Here is a 16994-nt window from a genome sequence, read left to right as displayed (position 1 = left end):
TAGGGTGGGTCCGGTGTTGGCTACTCATGCAGGGGTCAGCATAGCTATGCAGCGTGGTTCACCCCACGTCGAGGGCGTCGCCGGCCTGCTCCGGCAGCGTCAGGTAGGCGATCACCGCCCCGACGACGAAGGTCACCCCGAACAGGGCGAACAACCCGGCGTTGCCCCACCAGCCCAGCAGCGCGGGCACCGACAGGGGCGCGATGATCGAGGCCAGCCGCCCGAACCCCGCCGCGGCGCCGGCACCGGAGGCGCGCACCGTCGTGGGGTAGATCTCGGGCGTGACGGCATACAACGCCCCCCAGGCCCCGAGGTTGAAGAACGACAGCGCCATGCCGGCGGCGACGATCTGGGTCGGCCCGTCGGCGAACCCGAAGAGCGCGGCCGACGCCCCGGAGCCGAGGAGGAAGCTCGCCAGCGTGACGCGACGCCCCCAGACCTCGACGAGCACGGCGGCGGCCGCATACCCGGGCAGCTGGGCGAGCGTGATGAGCAGCGTGTAGCCGAAGGAGCGGACCATGTCGTAGCCCTGGGCGTAGAGGAGGCTGGGCAGCCAGATGAAGGCTCCGTAGTAGGAGAAGTTGACGCAGAACCACACCAGCCAGATGCCCGCCGTGCGCACCCGGTAGGCGGGCGACCAGAGCTGGGCGGGGGTGCGGGGCGGCACGTCGGGCAGCGGACGGCTCTCCACGTGCGCCACCCCGGCCGACCTCTCGAAGCGTCGCACCACCGCCTCGGCCTCCTCCGCGCGGCCGCGGCGCTCGAGGAACAGCGGGGACTCCGGCAGACCCCACCGGACCACGACCGCCCACAGCGCCGGCACGAGACCGAGGGCGAAGGCCCAGCGCCAGCCGTCGTCGAAGCGCGGCACCACGAAGAACCCGATCAGGGCCGCCAGCAACCAGCCCACCGCCCAGAACGACTCGAGGGCCACCACCATGCGGCCCCTGATCCTCGTCGGCGACAGCTCGCTGACCAGTGTCGAGGCGACCGGCAGCTCGGCGCCGAGCCCGATGCCGACGAGGAAGCGCAGCAGCAGGAGGACGGCCAGCCCGGTCGCGAAGGCCGAGGCCCCCGTCGCCAGTCCGTAGACCACGAGGGTGAGCGCGAAGACCGTGCGCCGGCCGTAGCGGTCGGCGAGCATCCCGCCGAACGTCGCGCCCAGCGCCATCCCCACGAAGCCGATCGACAGCAGCCACGACTGCTCCGTCCGCGTCAGGTCCCACTGCGTCGCGATCGCCAGCCCGACGAAGGAGATGAGCCCGACGTCCATCGCGTCCAGCGCCCACCCGGTGCCGGACGCGAGCAGGACCCGGGTGTGCTCGCGGGTGTAGGGCAGGCGCCCCATCCGCTCCGGCCTGCTGGGTGGGGGCGCCGCCCCGAGGTCAGCGGGGCCCGAGGGCGTCGTCATCGACATGGAGGGGATGGTATGCCGCCGCGCCCGGACCCGTTGCACCGTGCCGTCGGGACGGTGGGACGATGGAAGGGTGACCAGGATCAGCCACGTCGAGGCCGCGTACACCGACACCTACCTGACGGACGTGCTCTTCGAGGCGTTCAACGACCACCCGCCGATCCGCGCCACCCGCATCACGGTGGAGACCGACCACGTCTCCGAGCCGGGCGCCCCGCGCGAGGTCCGTGTCCGGGTGAGCGTGAGCGGGGAGCGCCTGCAACGGCGGGACGACGGGTGGGCGACCACGGGCCCGGTGGTCCGCGCCTACGGGCTGGGTGAGGAACCGGTCCGCTACGGCCTGTGCCGGGAGGCGGTGCTGGAGGCGCTGGCCCGGCACGACCTCACCGCCGAGGAGGTCGTCGGCTTCGCCTTCCTGCAGCCGTGGGAGGAGCATGCCGCGACCCTCGACACCGGCTCCTCGGACCTCAGCGGCATGCGCAACCAGGTCGAGGGGCGGGACTGACCGCACGGGTCAGCGCCGGCCCTCGCCCGAGCGCAGGTCAGCGGTAGTTCGTGAACTGCACGGCGAAGTCCAGCTCCTTGGTCTTGAGCATCCGCTGCACCTCCTGCAGGTCGTCGCGCGACTTGGAGGTGACCCGCAGCTCGTCGCCCTGGATCTGGGCCTTGACGCTCTTGGGCCCCTCCTCGCGGATGATCTTGGAGACCTTCTTCGCGTTCTCGCTGGTGATGCCCTCGCTGATCGCCGCCTCGAGGCGGTACTCCTTGCCCGAGGGCGAGGGCTCGCCGTCGTTGCTGTAGTCGAGGTGCTTGAGCGAGACGCCGCGCTTGACCAGCTTGGTCTGCAGCACGTCGAGGACGGCGAGGCAACGCTCCGGGGAGCTGGCGGCCATCTTGATGGTCTCCCCGACCAGCTCCACGCGGGCGCCGACGTTCTTGAAGTCGTAGCGCTGGGTGATCTCCTTCGCGGCCTGGTTGACGGCGTTGGCCACCTCCTGGTGGTCGACCTTGCTGACGATGTCGAAGGACGAGTCGGCCATGGCGGCATACCTCCTGTGTCGGGTTCGGACCTGCTCGGACTGACTGTTATCCTTTCATCCGCGCGCCGCGCTTGCGCGCACTGGCAGGTTGTCCGAGTGGCCAATGGAAACGGACTGTAAATCCGTCGGCGTACGCCTACGCAGGTTCGAATCCTGCACCTGCCACCCCTGACGAGACGGGCACCGGGATCCTCCCGGTGCCCGTCTCGTCGTCCCCCTCCTGCAACACTCCTCGCGGGCGCGACATAGTGCAGGTGTCGGCGCCCACCGGGGCGCCGGCACCAACGACGATCCGGTAGGAGGAGCGATGGCCGTACGCCTCGCCGGCAGCGACGGGTCCACCGGCACGGTCGTGGAGGACAGGGACGCCACCTGGTTCGACGGGTTCTTCGCCCAGCACGCGACCTCGGTCCACCGCTACTTCGTGCGCCGGGCCGCCCACAGCGACGTGGAAGACCTGGCGGCCGAGGTGTTCGCCACCGCGTGGCGGCGCCGCGAGAAGATCCCCGAGGGCTTCGAGCTGCCGTGGCTCTACCGCACGGCGTCCTACGTGCTGGCCAACCACCGCCGCAAGCCGACCCTGACGCTCATCTCCGACTACCAGGACCAGGACGGCCCGACCACGCGCAGCGTGGACCCGGCCGACCTGGTGATGGCCGACGACGAAGTGCGCCGCGCCATGTCCAGGCTCAGCGCGCGGGACCGCTCGCTGCTGATGCTGCACGCCTGGGAGGGGCTCGACGGCGAGGGCCTGGCGCGGGCGCTCGGCCTCACCCGCGGCGGCGCGGCCGCCGCCCTGTCGCGGGCCCGCGCACGCCTTCGTGACGCCTGGGCCGAGGAGCACTGACCGTGCCCCTCCCCCAGCCCTCCTGACCACCACCAGCTCCGAGGAGAACATCATGGTCGACCACGACGACGAGGCCCTCGCACGGCTTCAGGCCAGCGACCCCGCGACCGGCTCCCACCCGGACCTGCACTCCCTGCGCGGACGGATCGCCCAGAAGGCCCCCGCCAGCCTGGGCTCCGAGCGCGCCACCGCGCTGTCGGACGACACGCTCCAGGGCCCCCGTGTGCGGGCCCCCTGGGTCGCCGCCGCAGCGATCGCGGCCTTCGCCGTGGGTGGCGGCGGGTATGCCGTCGGTGCGGCGACCGCGCCCGGCGACGGCGGGGTGGTCGCCGGCCAGGGCTCGGCCACCGACGAGGCATCGTCCACCGGTGGTCCCGTCGGCGACAGCACCGGCGGGGTCGTCACCGGTGAGGCGGAACGTCTCGGCGACCCGTCGTCCACCGAGGCCATGGGTGGCGACGCCGGCTCCGGCGCGGCCTACGGCCCCGGTCCCGTCCGCCTGGTGGCGGGCGAGGGCCTGCCCACGGAGCGCGGCACCGGTGAGGTGCGGGTCGTCGTCTCCGACGCCGACCCGGAGGAGTTCCTCGACGCGTGGGCCGACCGGCTCGGTCTCGAGGGCACGCCGCTGACGCCGGACGACGAGGCCGGATGGTTCGGGCAGAACGGTCTCGTCGACGCCGAGAGCGGCCGGATGGTGAGCGTGAGCGCGGACGGCAGCGGGCCGCTGACCTTCAGCTACGAGGACATGTACGGCAGCCCCTACTGCGGCGACATGTACGCCGAGATGAGCGGTCAGGACCTGGCGCTGGCCAAGGAGGAGTGGTCGCGGGGCGTCGGGGCCGACATCCCCTTCCCCGACTCCGAGCGCTGCCGGGACCTCGAGGGCGCCCGGCCGGCCGACGAGCAGGCGCTCGCGTCGGCGACCGACTTCCTCACCACCACGGGGCTGGACCTGGACTCCTACGCGCTGAGCGTCGCGGAGTGGGACGACCCGGCCGGGTCGATCGTCACGGTGGTCGGCACCCTCACCGGGACCGGGGCCCTCACGGGGGAGCAGCTCAACGTCCAGGTCGGGCCCGAGGGCGTCTTCTCTGCGTGGGGCAGCACGGGTGAGCTGACCTCCCTGGGCGACTACCCGGTCATCTCCGCCGCCGAGGCCGTCGAGCGCTACGGCCAGCGGGAGTTCACCAACGACTACGGCGTCATGATCGCCGAGGACACGACCGTCGGGGGCGACGCCACCAGTCTGCCGGCCCCGGAGTTCACGTTCCCGGACCCGGTGCCGCTGGAGCCCGGCTCACCCATCCCGCTGCTGCTGATGGACAAGGTCGTCACCGGCGCCGAGCTGGTCCGGGGCATGCTGTGGTCGCCCACCGGCGGCCAGCTCGAGGTCCCGGTGTGGAAGCTGATGACGCCCGACGGGATGCACTACACCGTGCTGGCCGTCGCCGAGGAGGGCATCGCCTGGCAGGGCTGGGAGTGAGGCGTGCGGGGTGGTGACACGATGCCCCGCATGACCTCTCTCCCCGGCCGCGTCGACCTGCCGAGGCCGCTCGAGCTCCCCCGCACACCGGCCCTGGTCCTGCGCGGTCACCGCTTCGACGCCGCCCGCCCGGCGGTGATGGCCATCGTCAACCGGACCCGCGACTCGTTCTGGTCCGGCAACCGCCACGCCGCCCTGGAGGACGCCGTGGCGGCGGTCGAGCGGGCCGTCGAGGAGGGTGCCGACATCGTCGACGTCGGCGGGGTCCGCGCGGGGCAGGAGGGGGAGCACGTCGCCGCCGCGGAGGAGATCGACCGGGTCCTGCCCCTCCTGGAGGCGGCGCGCACGGCATACCCCGACCTGGTCCTGTCCCTCGACACGTGGCGCAGCGAGGTCGCCGAGGCCGTCGACGGACTGGTCGACCTGGTCAACGACACCTGGGCCGGGCACGACCCCGCCCTCGTCCACGTCGCGGCGCGCACCGGCGCCGGTGTCGTCTGCTCCCACACCGGGGGGCTGCCCCCGCGGACCGACCCCGTCGCGATGCGGTATGCCGACGCGCACGGCACCGACGAGCTCGCCGTGGTGCGCGACGTGGTCGCCGTGCTGCGGGCGGGCGCGGAGGCGGCCGTCGCCGCGGGGGTGCCGCCCGAGCGGGTCCTGGTGGACCCCACCCTCGACTTCGGCAAGACCACGCGCCACTCGTTGGTCGTGCTGCGGCACACGGCCGACGTGGCGGCGCTGGGCTACCCGGTGCTGCAGGCGGTCTCGCGCAAGGACTTCGTCGGCGAGACGCTCGACCTGCCCGCGGACGAGCGGCTGGAGGGCACGCTCGCGGCGACCGCGGTGGCGGCCTGGCTGGGCACCACCGTCTTCCGCGCCCACGACGTCCGCGCGACCAGGCGGGTCGTCGACATGGTGGCCAGCATCCGTGGCGACCGGCCGCCGGCCCTCGGCGTGCGCGGCGAGCCGACGGACTGACCGCCAGGAGCACGACCGTCCTGAGCCCGTTGACGTGCCTGTGCATGCCCCCGCACGCCGGTGGCGCCGTCGAGGTCCCGGGCGCGGGGGTGCTAGAAGATGCCGACCGGCGCGATGCTGAGCACGACGACCAGCAGGGTCAGCACCCCGACCAGCACCCAGGTGGCGACCGGGGTGGGGGGCACCGCCGAGCGCTCGCGGGCGGTCCGCAGGCTGGGGACGGCCACGACGACCGCGAGCCAGCGCACGTAGACGGCGATGCCGAGCGCGACGTTGACGGCCGCCACGAGGGCGAGCCACCACATCCCGTCGCCGACGACCGGCCGGAGGGCGACGACCTTGGCGACCAGCCCCACGACCGCCGGCGGAAGGCCGGCCAGGGTCAGCAGCGCCAGGGCCAGCGGCACCGCCAGCAGCGGCCGGGTGCGCAGCAGCCCGCGGTGGTCCTCGAGCGTGGTGCCGCCGCCGGCCACGGCCACCACCACGACGAAGGCCAGCAGCGTGCCGAGGACGTAGACGACCAGGTAGGACCCGGCGGCGTTGGCCGCGCGCGCGGACAGCGTCGCCAGCGGCAGCAGCACCCAGCCGGCCTGCGCGACGGTCGACCAGGCGAGCAGCCGGACGGCGTCGGCCTGGGTCAGCGCCACCAGGTTGCCGACCGTCATCGAGGCGGCGGCGAGCAGCGCGATCGCGAGCAGCGTCGTGTCCTCCACCGCGCCCAGCGCCCGGACCAGCACGAGCAGCCCGCCGAGCGCAGCCACCTTGGACACCGTGGACAGGTATGCCGTGACCGGCAGGGGGGCACTGGTGTAGGTGATCGGGGTCCAGGCGTGGAAGGGCACGGCCGAGACCTTGAAGGCCAGCCCGGCGAGCAGCAGGACCGACGCAAGCCCGAGGAGGGTGGGCTCTCGGGACGACGGAGCGCCGAGCAGCGCGGTGCCGGTGGCCGCGACCCAGAGCGCGGCGCCGAGGGCGATCAGCGCGAAGGACACGAGCGAGGTCATGAGCAGCGCCACCGCGCCGTCCACCGCACGGGCCCGTCGCCCGTCCGACCACCGGGGGTCGGTCAGCACCACGAGCGCGACCGTGGGCAGGGTGGACAGCTCGAGGGCGACGAGCAGGGTGCCGAGGTCACCCGCCGCGGGGACCGCGACGACGCCTGCCGTCGCGCCCAGGACCAGCGCCGCGACCACCGGAGCGCGGCCGGTGCTCGAGCGTGTCGACCAGTCCTTCCATGCCAGCACGAGCACCACGCCGGCGGCGAGGAGGGCGGTCAGCTGCAGGACGGAGGTCAGCCGGCTCGCCTCGTAGAGGCACTGTCCGGAGGGAAGGCAGAAGGCGGCGAGGGCGTCACCCGGTCCGAGCGTCAGGCCGGGCAGCACGCCGATGACCCCGCCGAGCAGACCGGCACCGGCGAGCAGGAGGTGGGCCTCGCGCCGTCCGGGCAGGGCCGCGTCGAGGACGAGCACGAGGACGGCGGCGAGCAGCGGCGCGAGGACCGGCACGGTCGCGAGGATGTTGACGTCGGTGCTCATCCGCCGATCACCCGCCCGGCCGCGGACGCGGTGACGGTGAGGAGCAGCCCGGGCAGCACGCCCAGGAGGAGGACGAGCGCGCCGAGCAGCCCCAGCGCGACGCGCTCGGTGCGCACCGCGTCGGGGATGCGCGGCTCGACGCGGTCGCCGGACCACACCTCGCGCAGCACCCGCGCGCTGTAGGCGACGGCGAGCACCCCGCCGAGCGCGCCGGCGACCATGAAGACCCGGAACCACCCCTCTGGACGGTCCGGGGCCGGGGCCCACGCGGCATACAGGGCCCCGATCTCCCCCCAGAAGCCGGCGAGCCCGGGCAGGCCCATCGAGGCGGCCATCCCCAGCGCCAGCGCCCCGCCGAGAAGCGGGGTGACCTCGCGCAGTGCCGCCCGCGCGACCGACAGGTCCGCGCTGCCCCAGCGGTGCTTCAGGCCGCCGACCACCACGAAGAGGAGGGCCGAGATCAGCCCGTGCGCGACGTTGCCGAAGAGCGCAGCCTGCAGCCCGGTCTCGGTGCCGGTGGCCAGGCCCAGGACCACGAAGCCCAGGTGCGCGACCGACGACCAGGCGATCAGCCGCTTGAGGTCGCGCTCGACCAGGCAGGCCAGCGAGGCCCAGACGACACCGGTCACGGCCAGGCCCCCGAGCAACGGGGAAAGGGTGGTGAAGCCGTCGGGGACGACCGGGACCACCAGCCGCACGATGCCGTAGGTGCCGAGCTTGAGCAGGACCGCGGCCAGGAGCACCGACCCGGCCGTGGGTGCCGTGGCGTGGACCCACGGGAGCCAGGTGTGCAGCGGGAAGAGGGGGATCTTGAGGGCGAAGCCGGTGAGCAGGACGGCGGCGAGCACGACCTGCGTGCCGGTGCCGATCCCCTCACCCCGCTGGGCCGCCCACTGGCCGAGGTCGGTGGTGCCGGTGGCGGTGGCCACCCCGAGGATGCCGACGAGCATGAGTGTCGAACCGACGACCGTGACGAGCAGGAAGCGCAGGGCCGCGCCCTCACGGTCGCTGCCGACGTCGCCGTAGCGGGCGACGAGCACCCACATGGGGACGAGCACCAGCTCGAAGCCGACGAAGAAGAGGAGGGCGTCGCCGGCCAGGAAGGTGACGAGCGCACCGAGCAGCACCAGCTGCAGGCACGCGTGGTAGGTCGCCAGGCCCGGCACGTCGGTGCTGCGCAGGACGGGTACGGGCGAGGTGGTCTCCAGGCCCTCGTCCTCGGGACGCACCGGTCGCAGCGCCGGGGGCAGGTGCAGGTGGAGGGCCACGGCGACGACACCGACCACGGCGGTGAGCAGCAGCAGCGGGATGCTCAGCCCGTCGACGCCCAGGCGCAGCCAGACCCCCAGGCTCGGGATCCAGGGGGTCTCGACGACCGGACGGTGCAGCGTGGTGCCGGCCACCCCGACGGCTGACAGGGTCGCGGCGCCGATGGACAGGGCACGGATCATCCGGTGGCCGGGTGCGTCGCTCCACCGCCCGGCGGTGAGGAGGGCGACCGCCGCGAGCAGCAGCGGGACCAGGGCGAGCATCAGCCAGCCGGTGCCGAGGTCCGGGACGAGGTCGACGGCCTGACGCACGGCCGCCCGCAGGGAGTCGCTCACGTGGTCAGCACCCCGATCGTGCCGAGCACGAGGACGCCCGCGAGCACCAGGGCGAGCGCGGGCGTGGCCCGGCGCGGGGTGAGCAGCTCGGTGCCCTGGCCCAGCAGGCGGGCGCCCGCGCCGGCCCCGCGCACCCACGCGTCCAGCACCTCCCGGTCGAACCACGCCACGGCCCGGGCGAGGGCGAGCACCGGCGTGGCCACGAGCAACCGGTAGGCGTAGTCGGCCCCGAGGCCGCGCTCGGCGGCCAGGCTGAGGGAGGCGGGGATGCGCGCGCCGGCGTCGCGGGTGCGCACGCCGCGCGCAGCGAGCGCCACGGCCGTGGCCGCGACGACCATGAGCAGCAGGGTGGCCAGGAGCAGCTGGAGGTTGAGGTGCACGTCGGTGCGCCAGACGGGCAGCAGCACCATGAGGCTGCCGAGCAGGGTCATCAGCGTCAGGATCGAGGTCCCGGACCGGGCCGAGGAGCTGATCGCGGACTCCGCCCGCTCGATGCCCTCGGCCTCGTGGACCACCTGGGGCTGGTCGAAGAAGTCGTCGATGCGCTCGACGGCGCCCTGGTGGTAGTCGCGGGCGTGCCTCTCGGCGTCGGTCGGACGGTCGAGGACCAGCCATGCGCGCATGCAGTAGGCCGCGGTGAGCGGCGCGGCCGCACCGACCGCGGAAAGCACGATCACCGAGGGGAGGCCACCGCCGGCGACGGAGCCGGACTCGGCCGCGCCCAGGATCATCTCCTTGGAGAAGAAGCCCACGAAGGGCGGGACCCCGGCGAGCGCGAGCAGGCCCCAGCCGAAGCGGCGGCGCAGCACGCGGTAGCGCCGGGTGCCGGAGGCCATCGCGGCCATGGCGGTGCCGCCGACGAGCACGGCCAGCCATCCGGTGGCCAGGAAGAGGAGCGCCTTGAACCAGGCGTGCGCCACGAGGTGCTGCGCCGCGGCGTCCGGGCCGACCTGGGGCGTCGCCGCCGCCAGCGCGGCGAGCATGAGGGCGACCTGGCTGACCGTGGACCAGGCCAGGAGCCGCTTGAGGTCGCCCTGCGCGAAGGCCAGCATGGCCGCGCCGAGGGTGGTCACCGCGGCCAGCACGGCCAGCAGCAGGCGCGCCGGGTCCGTCACCGCCAGGAGGTCGAAGAGGTGCGTGAGCACGACGGTGCCGGCGGCGACCATGGTGGCGGCGTGGATGAGCGCCGACGCGGGCGTGGGGCCCTCCATCGCGTCGGGCAGCCAGTCCTGGAAGGGGAAGAGGGCGGACTTGCCGGCGACACCGACGACGACGAGCACCATGGCTGCGGTGAGGGTCGTGCTGGGCCCGGTCCGCCCCCAGTGCTCGACGATCCCCGCGATCGAGGTGGTCCCTGCGCCGGCGGCGAGGACGAGCAGGCCGACGACCATGCCGGCGTCGGCGGTGCGGGTCACCAGCAGCGCCTTGGTCGAGGCCCGGCGGGCGGCCGCCTTGGTGGAGTGGTGGCCGATGAGCAGGTAGGAGCACCAGCCCATCACCTCCCAGCCGACGAGCAGGAGGAGCACGTCGTCGGCGTGCACGGTGAGGAGCATCGCGGCGGTGAAGACCGACACCGTCGCGGCGAAGACGCGGTAGCGCGGGTCGTACCAGAGGTACCACCGCGAGTAGACCTGCACGATGAGCGCGACGGCCGCGACGGTGACGGCGATGAGGGCGAGCGGCCACGTCGTCACCAGCGTGAACGGCACCTGCAGCTCACCCAGCGGCAGGGCCCCGGTCGTCCCCGCGGTGAGCCGTGGGTCCTCGAGGTTGAGCAGGACGTAGAGCTGGGCCAGCGCGAAGAAGACGGTCAGCAGTCCGCCGCCGACGGCGATCCAGGCGGCCAGCCGGCTGGACCGACCGCTCAGGAGCAGACCGGCCAGCGCCGCCAGCGCCGGGACCAGGACGACCCACTGGGTCGGGGTGCCGGGAAGGTCGGGGACCGGCACGAGGTCGGCGAGCAGCCCGGCCCCGGGCACGCTGAAGCTCGGCAGCTGCAGGTCGCTCCAGGAGAGGTCGGGCCAGTCGATGTTCACGTCGGGACACCCTCGTCACGGGTCCGGGGATCCAGGTCGGCGTGCAGGTCGACGTCACCCCGGGCGCGGTGGAGCGCCACGAGAACCGCGAGGGCCAGCACGACCTCGGCGGCGGCGATCGTGATGACGAACAGCGTGAGCACCGGCCCGGAGGTCGCCGCGGCCAGGTCGTCGGCGCCGCCACCGGTCTGCCCGACGGTCACGAGCAGGAGGCCGGCGGCGCCGAGGATGAGCTCGACGCCGACCAGGACGAGGACGGCGTGGCGGCGGGCCAGCACGCCGTACGCCCCCAGACCGGCGAGGACCGCGACGAGGAGGTAGGGGAGGGCGGGGTTGATCACGGTGCGCCTCCCTGCTGGTCCACGACGTCCGGCGGCGCGTCCGGGCGGGCGCTCGGGGCGTCGCGCCCCCCCACCGGGGCCCGCGCGATCGCGACGGCGGCGACGAGGGCCAGGAGCAGGAGGGCCGACAGCAGCTCGAAGGGCCAGACGTAGGCCTCGAAGATGCCGGCGGCGACGTCCATGCTCGACGGCCCGTCCACCTCGACGGCGCCCCAGCCGAAGGCGGCCACGAGCGACCCCCCGATCAGCACCGTCGTCCCCGCCCCCACGACGGCTGCCGCCCCTCGCTGGCTGCGGGAGGTCACCGCCGGGACTCCGCCGCTGCGGGTGAGCATGAGCGCGAAGAGGATGAGGACCACGACCGCACCGACGTAGACGAGCAGCTGCACGAGCGCGACCAGCTCGGCCCCGAGGACGAGGTAGCACCCGGCCAGACCGCCCAGTGCCACGACCAGCCACAGGGCGGCGTGCAGGACGTTCCGCGAGGTCACCGCGAGCAGACCGGAGCCGGCGGTGAGCAGGCCGACGGCGAGGAAGAGGACGTCGAGGCCGCTCACTCCTCACCCGCCTGCGGTACGTCATACCCCTCGGGAAGGGTGGCGGGCGGGACGGTGCGCATCCACCCGCCGAGCCGCTCCTTGTCGTGCAGGAGGTTGCGGATGTCGCCCTCGGCGTAGGCGAAGTCGGGGGCCCAGAAGAGCGCGTCGAAGGGGCACACCTCGATGCAGATGCCGCAGTACATGCAGAGCGAGAAGTCGATGTCGAAGCGGTCGAGGACGTTCTTCTGCCGGTCACGACCGCCCTCGGTGGTGGCCGGGAGCGTCTCCTTGTGGGAGTCGATCGTGATGCACCAGTCCGGGCACTCGCGGGCGCAGAGCATGCACGAGGTGCAGTTCTCCTCGAGCAGGGCGATCACCCCGCGGGAGCGCACGGGCAGGTCGGGCTCGACATGCGGGTACTGCACGGTGTGGGAGCCACGCGCCAGCACCTTCGCCGTGGTCGTGAGGCCCTTGAGCAGTCCCTTCACGACAGCACCACCACCCCGACGCCGGTCACAGCCAGCTGCAGCAGCGCGATCGGGAGGAGCACCAGCCAGGCGAAGCGCTGCAGCTGGTCCTCACGGACCCGCGGCCAGGCCACCCGCAGCCACAGGAAGATCGCCCCCACCGCGGTGGCCTTGAGCAGGGTCCACACCACCCCGACCGCCGCGACGTCCCCCCACGGCCCGCGCCAGCCGCCGAGGAAGAGGACGGTGAACAGCAGGGCCATCACGACCATGCCGGCGTACTCGGAGAGGAGGAAGAAGGCGAAGCGCAGGCCGGTGTACTCGGTGAGGGGGCCGAAGACGACCTCCGAGTCGGCGATCGGGGCGTCGAAGGGGGTGCGCTGCAGCTCGGCGACGCTGGCGGCGAGGAAGACGAAGGCGGCCGGGGCCTGCCAGAGCAGCCACCACCACGACCACTCCTGGACGATGCCCGTCAGCGAGAGCGTCCCGGCGGCCAGGGCGACCGAGGCGGCCGAGACGGCCAGCGGCAGCTCGTAGGACACCAGCTGGGCCCCGGCGCGCATGCCGCCGACGAGGGAGTACTTGTTGCCGCTGCCCCAGCCCGCCATCAGCGTCCCGATGACGCCGACGCTGGTCGCGGCCAGGACGAACAGGAGCGAGGCGGGCACGTCCGCCGCCACCCAGGTGGCGCTGAACGGGATGGCCGCCAGGGCCACGAGGTAGGGGATCAGCGCCACGGCGGGGGCGAGCCGGAAGACGGGACGGTCGGCCGCAGCCGGCGTGACGTCCTCCTTCTGCACGAACTTGATGCCGTCGGCGACGAGCTGGAGGATGCCGTGCGGTCCGGCCTCCATCGGACCGAGGCGCCCCTGCATGTGACCCATGAGCTTGTGCTCCAGCTGACCCAGGGCCAGGGGCAGCGTCAGGAAGGCCGCGAGGACCACCGCGGCCTTCAGGACGACCTCCACGAGGAGGGGTAGCTCGGTCAGCATCGTCGCCACACTAGCCAAGTCCGGTGGCGACCCGCTCCCCCCGCGCCGGGAACCGGCGACCTTGCGTGTGACGTCATGATGGTGTCATGATGACGTCATGGATCTGACTCCCTACCTCGACTCCGTCGCGGACGACCTCGGACGGGCCACCGCCCTGGCCGACGACCACGTGCGAGACGTCGCGCACCGCCTGGCCGTCGCACTCGAGCCGGGGCTGCGGCTCGCCCTCGTCCGGGCCGTCTCCGACACCGCGGCCCGGGTCAACACCGATCTCGACGACGCCGTCGTGACGGTCACCATGGACGGCCGTGACCCCGTCGTCACCGTCACGCGGACGGGACCCACCGAGGAGGCCCACCCTGCACCGGGCGAGGCGGCCCCGGCGGAGGACGGCGACCTCGTCCGCATCACGCTGCGCCTGCCGGAGCAGCTCAAAGCACGCGCCGAGGAGCTGGCGGGACGCGCCGACCAGTCGCTCAACACCTGGCTCGTCCAGGCCGTCCGGCGCTCCGCCTCCACCGACGAGCCGCCCACCTCCCCCCTCACCGGATCCCGCCGGATCTCCGGCTGGGCCTGACCACCGCAGGAGACACTCATGGACACGCACCACGACCCCACCCACGACCTGCGCTCGACCGACCCGCGCGCCCACGACTTCACCGGATGCACCTCGCTGGTCGTGCACGACCACCGGGGCGACGTGACGGTGACGCACGTGGCCCCGGCTCCCGACATGCAGGACCCGCTCGCTGGTCCCGGTGCAGCGCGGGTGCGTCTGGTGCCGAACGGCGACCTCGACCTGGGCAGGGCGACCGTCGAGCTGGTCGACGGTGTCCTCCTCGTGGAGGTGCCGCACCTCGACGAGGTCGACGGCACCGGCCGACGGCGAGGATTCTCCCTGGGCCCGATCACGATCGGCGGCCGCGGCAGCTCGGTCGCCGTCGAGGTCGAGGTGCCCGCCGGCATCCCGGTGGAGGCGTCCACCAAGCTCGGCGACGTCCGGGTCCAGGGCTCCTCCGGCAACGTCGCAGCGAGGACCGGCGCCGGCGACGTGCGCGTCGAACGCTGCCTCGTCCTCACGGCGTCGACGGGCACCGGTGACGTCAGCGTCGGCTCGTGCACCGGAGGCAGCGCCACGACCGGGGCGGGCGGCGTCACCGTCGACAGCTCGGAGGGCGACCTGCACACCCGGACCGGCGCCGGCGACGTCCGCGTCATGGCCAGCAGCGGTGGTGACGTCTCGGCCGCCACCGGCGCCGGCGCCATCCACCTCGAGCTGCTCTCCGGTCGCTGCGAGTGCCGCAGCGGCGCGGGCGACGTCACGGTCGTGGTGCCGCGCGACCAGCCGGTGTGGCTCGACCTCGACGCCGGCCTCGGGTCGGTGCGCAAGGACGTCGAGCCGGTCGGCGCCCCGGCGGAGGGTCAGCCCTACCTCAGCGTGCGCGCCCGCAGCGGTCTCGGCAACGTGACCGTCCGTCACCCCTGAGGGTCCGCCACCCGAGCCACCCGAGCCACCGGCTCAGTCGGCGAACAGGCAGAACGGGTGACCGTGCGGGTCGAGCAGAACCCGCACGGTCGGCTGGGGCTGGTGGGGGTGGCGGCGCGCACCGCACGCCACCGCCCACGCCTCCGCGGCGTCGAGGTCGTCCACCCAGAGGTCGAGGTGCGCCTGCGGCTGCTGGGCGCCGGGTTCGCTCGGCCACACGGGCGGCTCGTAGAGGGGGTCCCACTCCAGGTTCAGCGTCATGCGCAGCCGCCCCGGCGTCGGCTGCAGCTGCGCCCAGCCCGCGCCTTCCGGCTCCCCCTCGCGCGGTCCCTCCTCGTCCCCGACCGCGACGCCCAGCAGCGCGGCGTAGAAGCGCGCCAGCTCTCGGGGTCGGCCCGTGCTGATCGACACCGACGTCGCCTCGATGCGGGGGCGGACGCTCACACCCGCGGCCCGTCGACCGCCGTGCTGTCCGCGCGCGGCCCCCACGAGGGGTCCGGCACGCCGGGCGGCAGCAACCGGCGCCGGGACGGCGAGCGCTTGGCCGAGGACCCCTCGCCCGGCTCCTTGGCGCCCGGCCACGGCTTGGAGGCCCGGGCGGCCAGCTGGAAGGACTTGCGCAGCGGCGTGCCCTCGAAGCCCTCGGGCAGGAGGAGGGGACGCACCCCCAGACCGGTGCCGTCCTCGAAACCGTCGAGCTCCAGCCCGAACATCTCGTGCGTCTCGCGCTCGTGCCAGCCCGCCCCCGGGAAGATCGCGGTGACGGAGGCGAGCGCGGTCCCCACCGGCACGCGGGTCTGCAGCAGAACGCGCCGCACCCCGCGCCCGTGGCCGGCGCCGCGCACGTCCATGAGGTGGCACACGACGTCGAGGCCCGGGCCGTGCTCGTCCTCGCTGTCCGTCTCGTCGACGGCCGAGAGCCAGTCGAAGAAGGCGAAGCCCTCGTCGAGCGCCGCCCGCACGGCGTCCGACCACTCCTGCGGCGGGACCCTGCGCTCGACCAGCTCCGGCTCGTTCACGCGCCCACCCTACCCAGGGGCGTCGCGCGCCGGTCTCCTGCGCGGCACGATGGGGCGATGAGCGAGAAGGAGCAGCTGATCCGGTACCTGCGCACCTCCCGGGAGTCGGTGATGTGGAAGACCGAGGGCCTGTCCGAGCGCGAGCTGCGGACACCCCGCACCACGACCGGGACCAACCTGCTGGGCCTGGTCAAGCACTGCGCCTCCGTCGAGCTCGAGTACTTCTCGAGCTGCCTCGGGCGGGACTCCGGGATCCGGATGCCCGACGTCGACCTCGACACCGACCCCGACGGCGACCTCTACGCCACCGCCGAGGAGTCCGCCGAGGAGCTGCTCGACCTCTACCGGCGCGTCGGCGCGTACGTCGACGCCACCCTCGCCGAGCTCCCGCTGGACACCCCCGCCCGGGTGCCGTGGTGGGGCGAGCGCGCGGAGACCACGCTGGGCCACCTGGTGGTGCACGTGCTGTTCGACGTCTCCCGGCACGCCGGGCACGCCGACATCCTCCGCGAGGGCGTCGACGGGGTGACCGGGCTGCGGCAGGAGGGCGACAACATCTCCGAGCCCGAGGGTGGCTGGGCCGCGCACCGGGACAAGCTGCAGCGGCTCGCCGACCAGAGCTGAGCCCGGGAGCCGGTCAGGCCGTGGGCGGGCGCACGAGGCCACGCGTGGCCTCGCCCGCGGAGACGACGCGGTCGCCATACCTGGCGCCGGCACGCACCCGCCCCGGGACCTCCGCGGCGATCTGCTCCTGGAGGCGCACGATGCCGGCCAGCAGCGCCTCGGGGCGCGGCGGGCAGCCGGGGACGTAGACGTCGACGGGGATGAGCTGGTCGACACCCTTGGTCACGGAGTAGCTGTCCCAGTAGGGGCCGCCGGAGTTGGCGCAGGCACCGAAGGAGATGACGTACTTCGGCTCGGGCATCTGCTCGTAGAGGCGGCGGATCGCCGGTGCCATCTTGTCGGTCACCGTCCCGGAGACGACCATGAGGTCGGCCTGGCGGGGACCGGGGGCGAACGGGATGACGCCCAGCCGGATGAAGTCGTGCCGGGAGGTCGAGGCGGAGATGAACTCGATGGCGCAGCAGGCCAGGCCGAAGTTGAAGACCCACAGGGAGTACTTGCGGCCCCAGTTGAGGATGACCTGCACCGCGCGGGGAGCGCGCTCGACGGGCGCACCGACGCGGGGGGTGGGCAGGCTGGTGGCCAC

Annotated in this window: 19 protein-coding genes and 1 tRNA gene; 8 read left to right on the top strand and 12 right to left on the bottom strand. The window is 73.7% G+C overall.

From position 1 onward, the window contains the following. Positions 1 to 58: 58 nt before the first annotated feature. Positions 59 to 1411, bottom strand: a complete 1353-nt coding sequence (locus tag ACI3ET_RS12865) for an MFS transporter (protein ID WP_405033491.1) — start codon at positions 1409 to 1411, stop codon at positions 59 to 61. A 76-nt stretch (positions 1412 to 1487) separates the two neighbouring features. On the opposite strand from ACI3ET_RS12865, the gene ACI3ET_RS12860 reads away from it, so the two are divergent. Beyond that, the gene (locus tag ACI3ET_RS12860) at positions 1488 to 1919 is read left to right on the top strand and encodes a hypothetical protein (RefSeq protein WP_405033458.1); all 432 of its coding nucleotides are present in this window, start codon (positions 1488 to 1490) and stop codon (positions 1917 to 1919) included. A gap of 37 nt (positions 1920 to 1956) precedes the next feature. Here the strand turns inward: ACI3ET_RS12860 and ACI3ET_RS12855 are convergent, their stop codons facing one another. Then, positions 1957 to 2454, bottom strand: coding sequence for a YajQ family cyclic di-GMP-binding protein (locus tag ACI3ET_RS12855; protein ID WP_405033457.1), 498 nt, complete (start codon positions 2452 to 2454; stop codon positions 1957 to 1959). An 82-nt stretch (positions 2455 to 2536) separates the two neighbouring features. Between ACI3ET_RS12855 and ACI3ET_RS12850 the strand changes: the two genes are divergently transcribed. From ACI3ET_RS12850 to folP, 4 genes are all read left to right on the top strand, one after another. Beyond that, positions 2537 to 2619 (top strand) — tRNA-Tyr (locus ACI3ET_RS12850). Positions 2620 to 2761: 142 nt separating this feature from the next. After that, positions 2762 to 3301 carry an RNA polymerase sigma factor gene (locus ACI3ET_RS12845; protein WP_405033456.1) on the top strand — a complete coding sequence of 180 codons (540 nt, stop codon included), beginning with the start codon at positions 2762 to 2764 and terminating at the stop codon, positions 3299 to 3301. 52 nt (positions 3302 to 3353) lie between these two features. Further along, a complete protein-coding gene (locus tag ACI3ET_RS12840; protein WP_405033455.1) occupies positions 3354 to 4784 on the top strand; it encodes a hypothetical protein in 1431 nt (476 codons plus the stop codon). A 30-nt stretch (positions 4785 to 4814) separates the two neighbouring features. Then, positions 4815 to 5765 (top strand): dihydropteroate synthase, encoded by a 951-nt coding sequence (gene folP / locus ACI3ET_RS12835; protein ID WP_405033454.1) that lies wholly within the window; start codon positions 4815 to 4817, stop codon positions 5763 to 5765. Between the two features lie 92 nt (positions 5766 to 5857). Here the strand turns inward: folP and ACI3ET_RS12830 are convergent, their stop codons facing one another. The 7 genes from ACI3ET_RS12830 to nuoH are packed head-to-tail and all read right to left on the bottom strand — an operon-like array spanning position 5858 to position 13279. After that, the gene (locus tag ACI3ET_RS12830; RefSeq protein WP_405033453.1) at positions 5858 to 7300 is read right to left on the bottom strand and encodes an NADH-quinone oxidoreductase subunit N; all 1443 of its coding nucleotides are present in this window, start codon (positions 7298 to 7300) and stop codon (positions 5858 to 5860) included. Further along, positions 7297 to 8904, bottom strand: coding sequence for a complex I subunit 4 family protein (locus tag ACI3ET_RS12825; protein WP_405033452.1), 1608 nt, complete (start codon positions 8902 to 8904; stop codon positions 7297 to 7299). The genes ACI3ET_RS12830 and ACI3ET_RS12825 overlap by 4 nt, the downstream gene beginning before the upstream one ends. Further along, the gene (locus ACI3ET_RS12820; RefSeq protein WP_405033451.1) at positions 8901 to 10940 is read right to left on the bottom strand and encodes an NADH-quinone oxidoreductase subunit 5 family protein; all 2040 of its coding nucleotides are present in this window, start codon (positions 10938 to 10940) and stop codon (positions 8901 to 8903) included. The genes ACI3ET_RS12825 and ACI3ET_RS12820 overlap by 4 nt, the downstream gene beginning before the upstream one ends. Beyond that, positions 10937 to 11281 (bottom strand): NADH-quinone oxidoreductase subunit NuoK, encoded by a 345-nt coding sequence (nuoK, locus tag ACI3ET_RS12815; protein ID WP_405033450.1) that lies wholly within the window; start codon positions 11279 to 11281, stop codon positions 10937 to 10939. Before nuoK ends, ACI3ET_RS12820 begins: the two co-directional genes overlap by 4 nt. Then, positions 11278 to 11838: an NADH-quinone oxidoreductase subunit J family protein gene (locus ACI3ET_RS12810; RefSeq protein ID WP_405033449.1), complete on the bottom strand. Its 561-nt coding sequence runs from the start codon at positions 11836 to 11838 to the stop codon at positions 11278 to 11280. Before ACI3ET_RS12810 ends, nuoK begins: the two co-directional genes overlap by 4 nt. Further along, positions 11835 to 12308 (bottom strand): 4Fe-4S binding protein, encoded by a 474-nt coding sequence (locus tag ACI3ET_RS12805; RefSeq protein ID WP_405033448.1) that lies wholly within the window; start codon positions 12306 to 12308, stop codon positions 11835 to 11837. The genes ACI3ET_RS12810 and ACI3ET_RS12805 overlap by 4 nt, the downstream gene beginning before the upstream one ends. Beyond that, the gene (nuoH, locus tag ACI3ET_RS12800) at positions 12305 to 13279 is read right to left on the bottom strand and encodes an NADH-quinone oxidoreductase subunit NuoH (protein ID WP_405033447.1); all 975 of its coding nucleotides are present in this window, start codon (positions 13277 to 13279) and stop codon (positions 12305 to 12307) included. Before nuoH ends, ACI3ET_RS12805 begins: the two co-directional genes overlap by 4 nt. A gap of 97 nt (positions 13280 to 13376) precedes the next feature. On the opposite strand from nuoH, the gene ACI3ET_RS12795 reads away from it, so the two are divergent. Together ACI3ET_RS12795 and ACI3ET_RS12790 are read left to right on the top strand one after the other, a co-directional pair. Next, positions 13377 to 13856: a toxin-antitoxin system HicB family antitoxin gene (locus ACI3ET_RS12795; RefSeq protein WP_405033446.1), complete on the top strand. Its 480-nt coding sequence runs from the start codon at positions 13377 to 13379 to the stop codon at positions 13854 to 13856. Positions 13857 to 13874: 18 nt separating this feature from the next. After that, on the top strand, positions 13875 to 14765 hold the full coding sequence (locus ACI3ET_RS12790; RefSeq protein ID WP_405033445.1) for a DUF4097 family beta strand repeat-containing protein: 891 nt from the start codon (positions 13875 to 13877) through the stop codon (positions 14763 to 14765). 33 nt (positions 14766 to 14798) lie between these two features. Here the strand turns inward: ACI3ET_RS12790 and ACI3ET_RS12785 are convergent, their stop codons facing one another. Further along, the gene (locus tag ACI3ET_RS12785; RefSeq protein WP_405033444.1) at positions 14799 to 15209 is read right to left on the bottom strand and encodes a VOC family protein; all 411 of its coding nucleotides are present in this window, start codon (positions 15207 to 15209) and stop codon (positions 14799 to 14801) included. Next, positions 15206 to 15784 carry an NADH-quinone oxidoreductase subunit C gene (locus ACI3ET_RS12780; protein WP_405033443.1) on the bottom strand — a complete coding sequence of 193 codons (579 nt, stop codon included), beginning with the start codon at positions 15782 to 15784 and terminating at the stop codon, positions 15206 to 15208. Before ACI3ET_RS12780 ends, ACI3ET_RS12785 begins: the two co-directional genes overlap by 4 nt. Before the next feature lie 57 nt (positions 15785 to 15841). On the opposite strand from ACI3ET_RS12780, the gene ACI3ET_RS12775 reads away from it, so the two are divergent. Further along, the gene (locus ACI3ET_RS12775; RefSeq protein WP_405033442.1) at positions 15842 to 16408 is read left to right on the top strand and encodes a DinB family protein; all 567 of its coding nucleotides are present in this window, start codon (positions 15842 to 15844) and stop codon (positions 16406 to 16408) included. A 13-nt stretch (positions 16409 to 16421) separates the two neighbouring features. Here ACI3ET_RS12775 and ACI3ET_RS12770 read toward each other — a convergent pair whose 3' ends face one another. Beyond that, complete coding sequence (locus tag ACI3ET_RS12770; protein ID WP_405033441.1) at positions 16422 to 16994, bottom strand: NADH-quinone oxidoreductase subunit B; 573 nt, start codon at positions 16992 to 16994, stop codon at positions 16422 to 16424.

Source organism: Ornithinimicrobium jinqii (assembly GCF_045032595.1).
Taxonomy (GTDB): Bacteria; Actinomycetota; Actinomycetes; order Actinomycetales; family Dermatophilaceae; genus Ornithinicoccus.
Note: the sequence above shows the minus strand (reverse complement) of the source record. Positions and strands in the feature narration are given on the sequence as shown.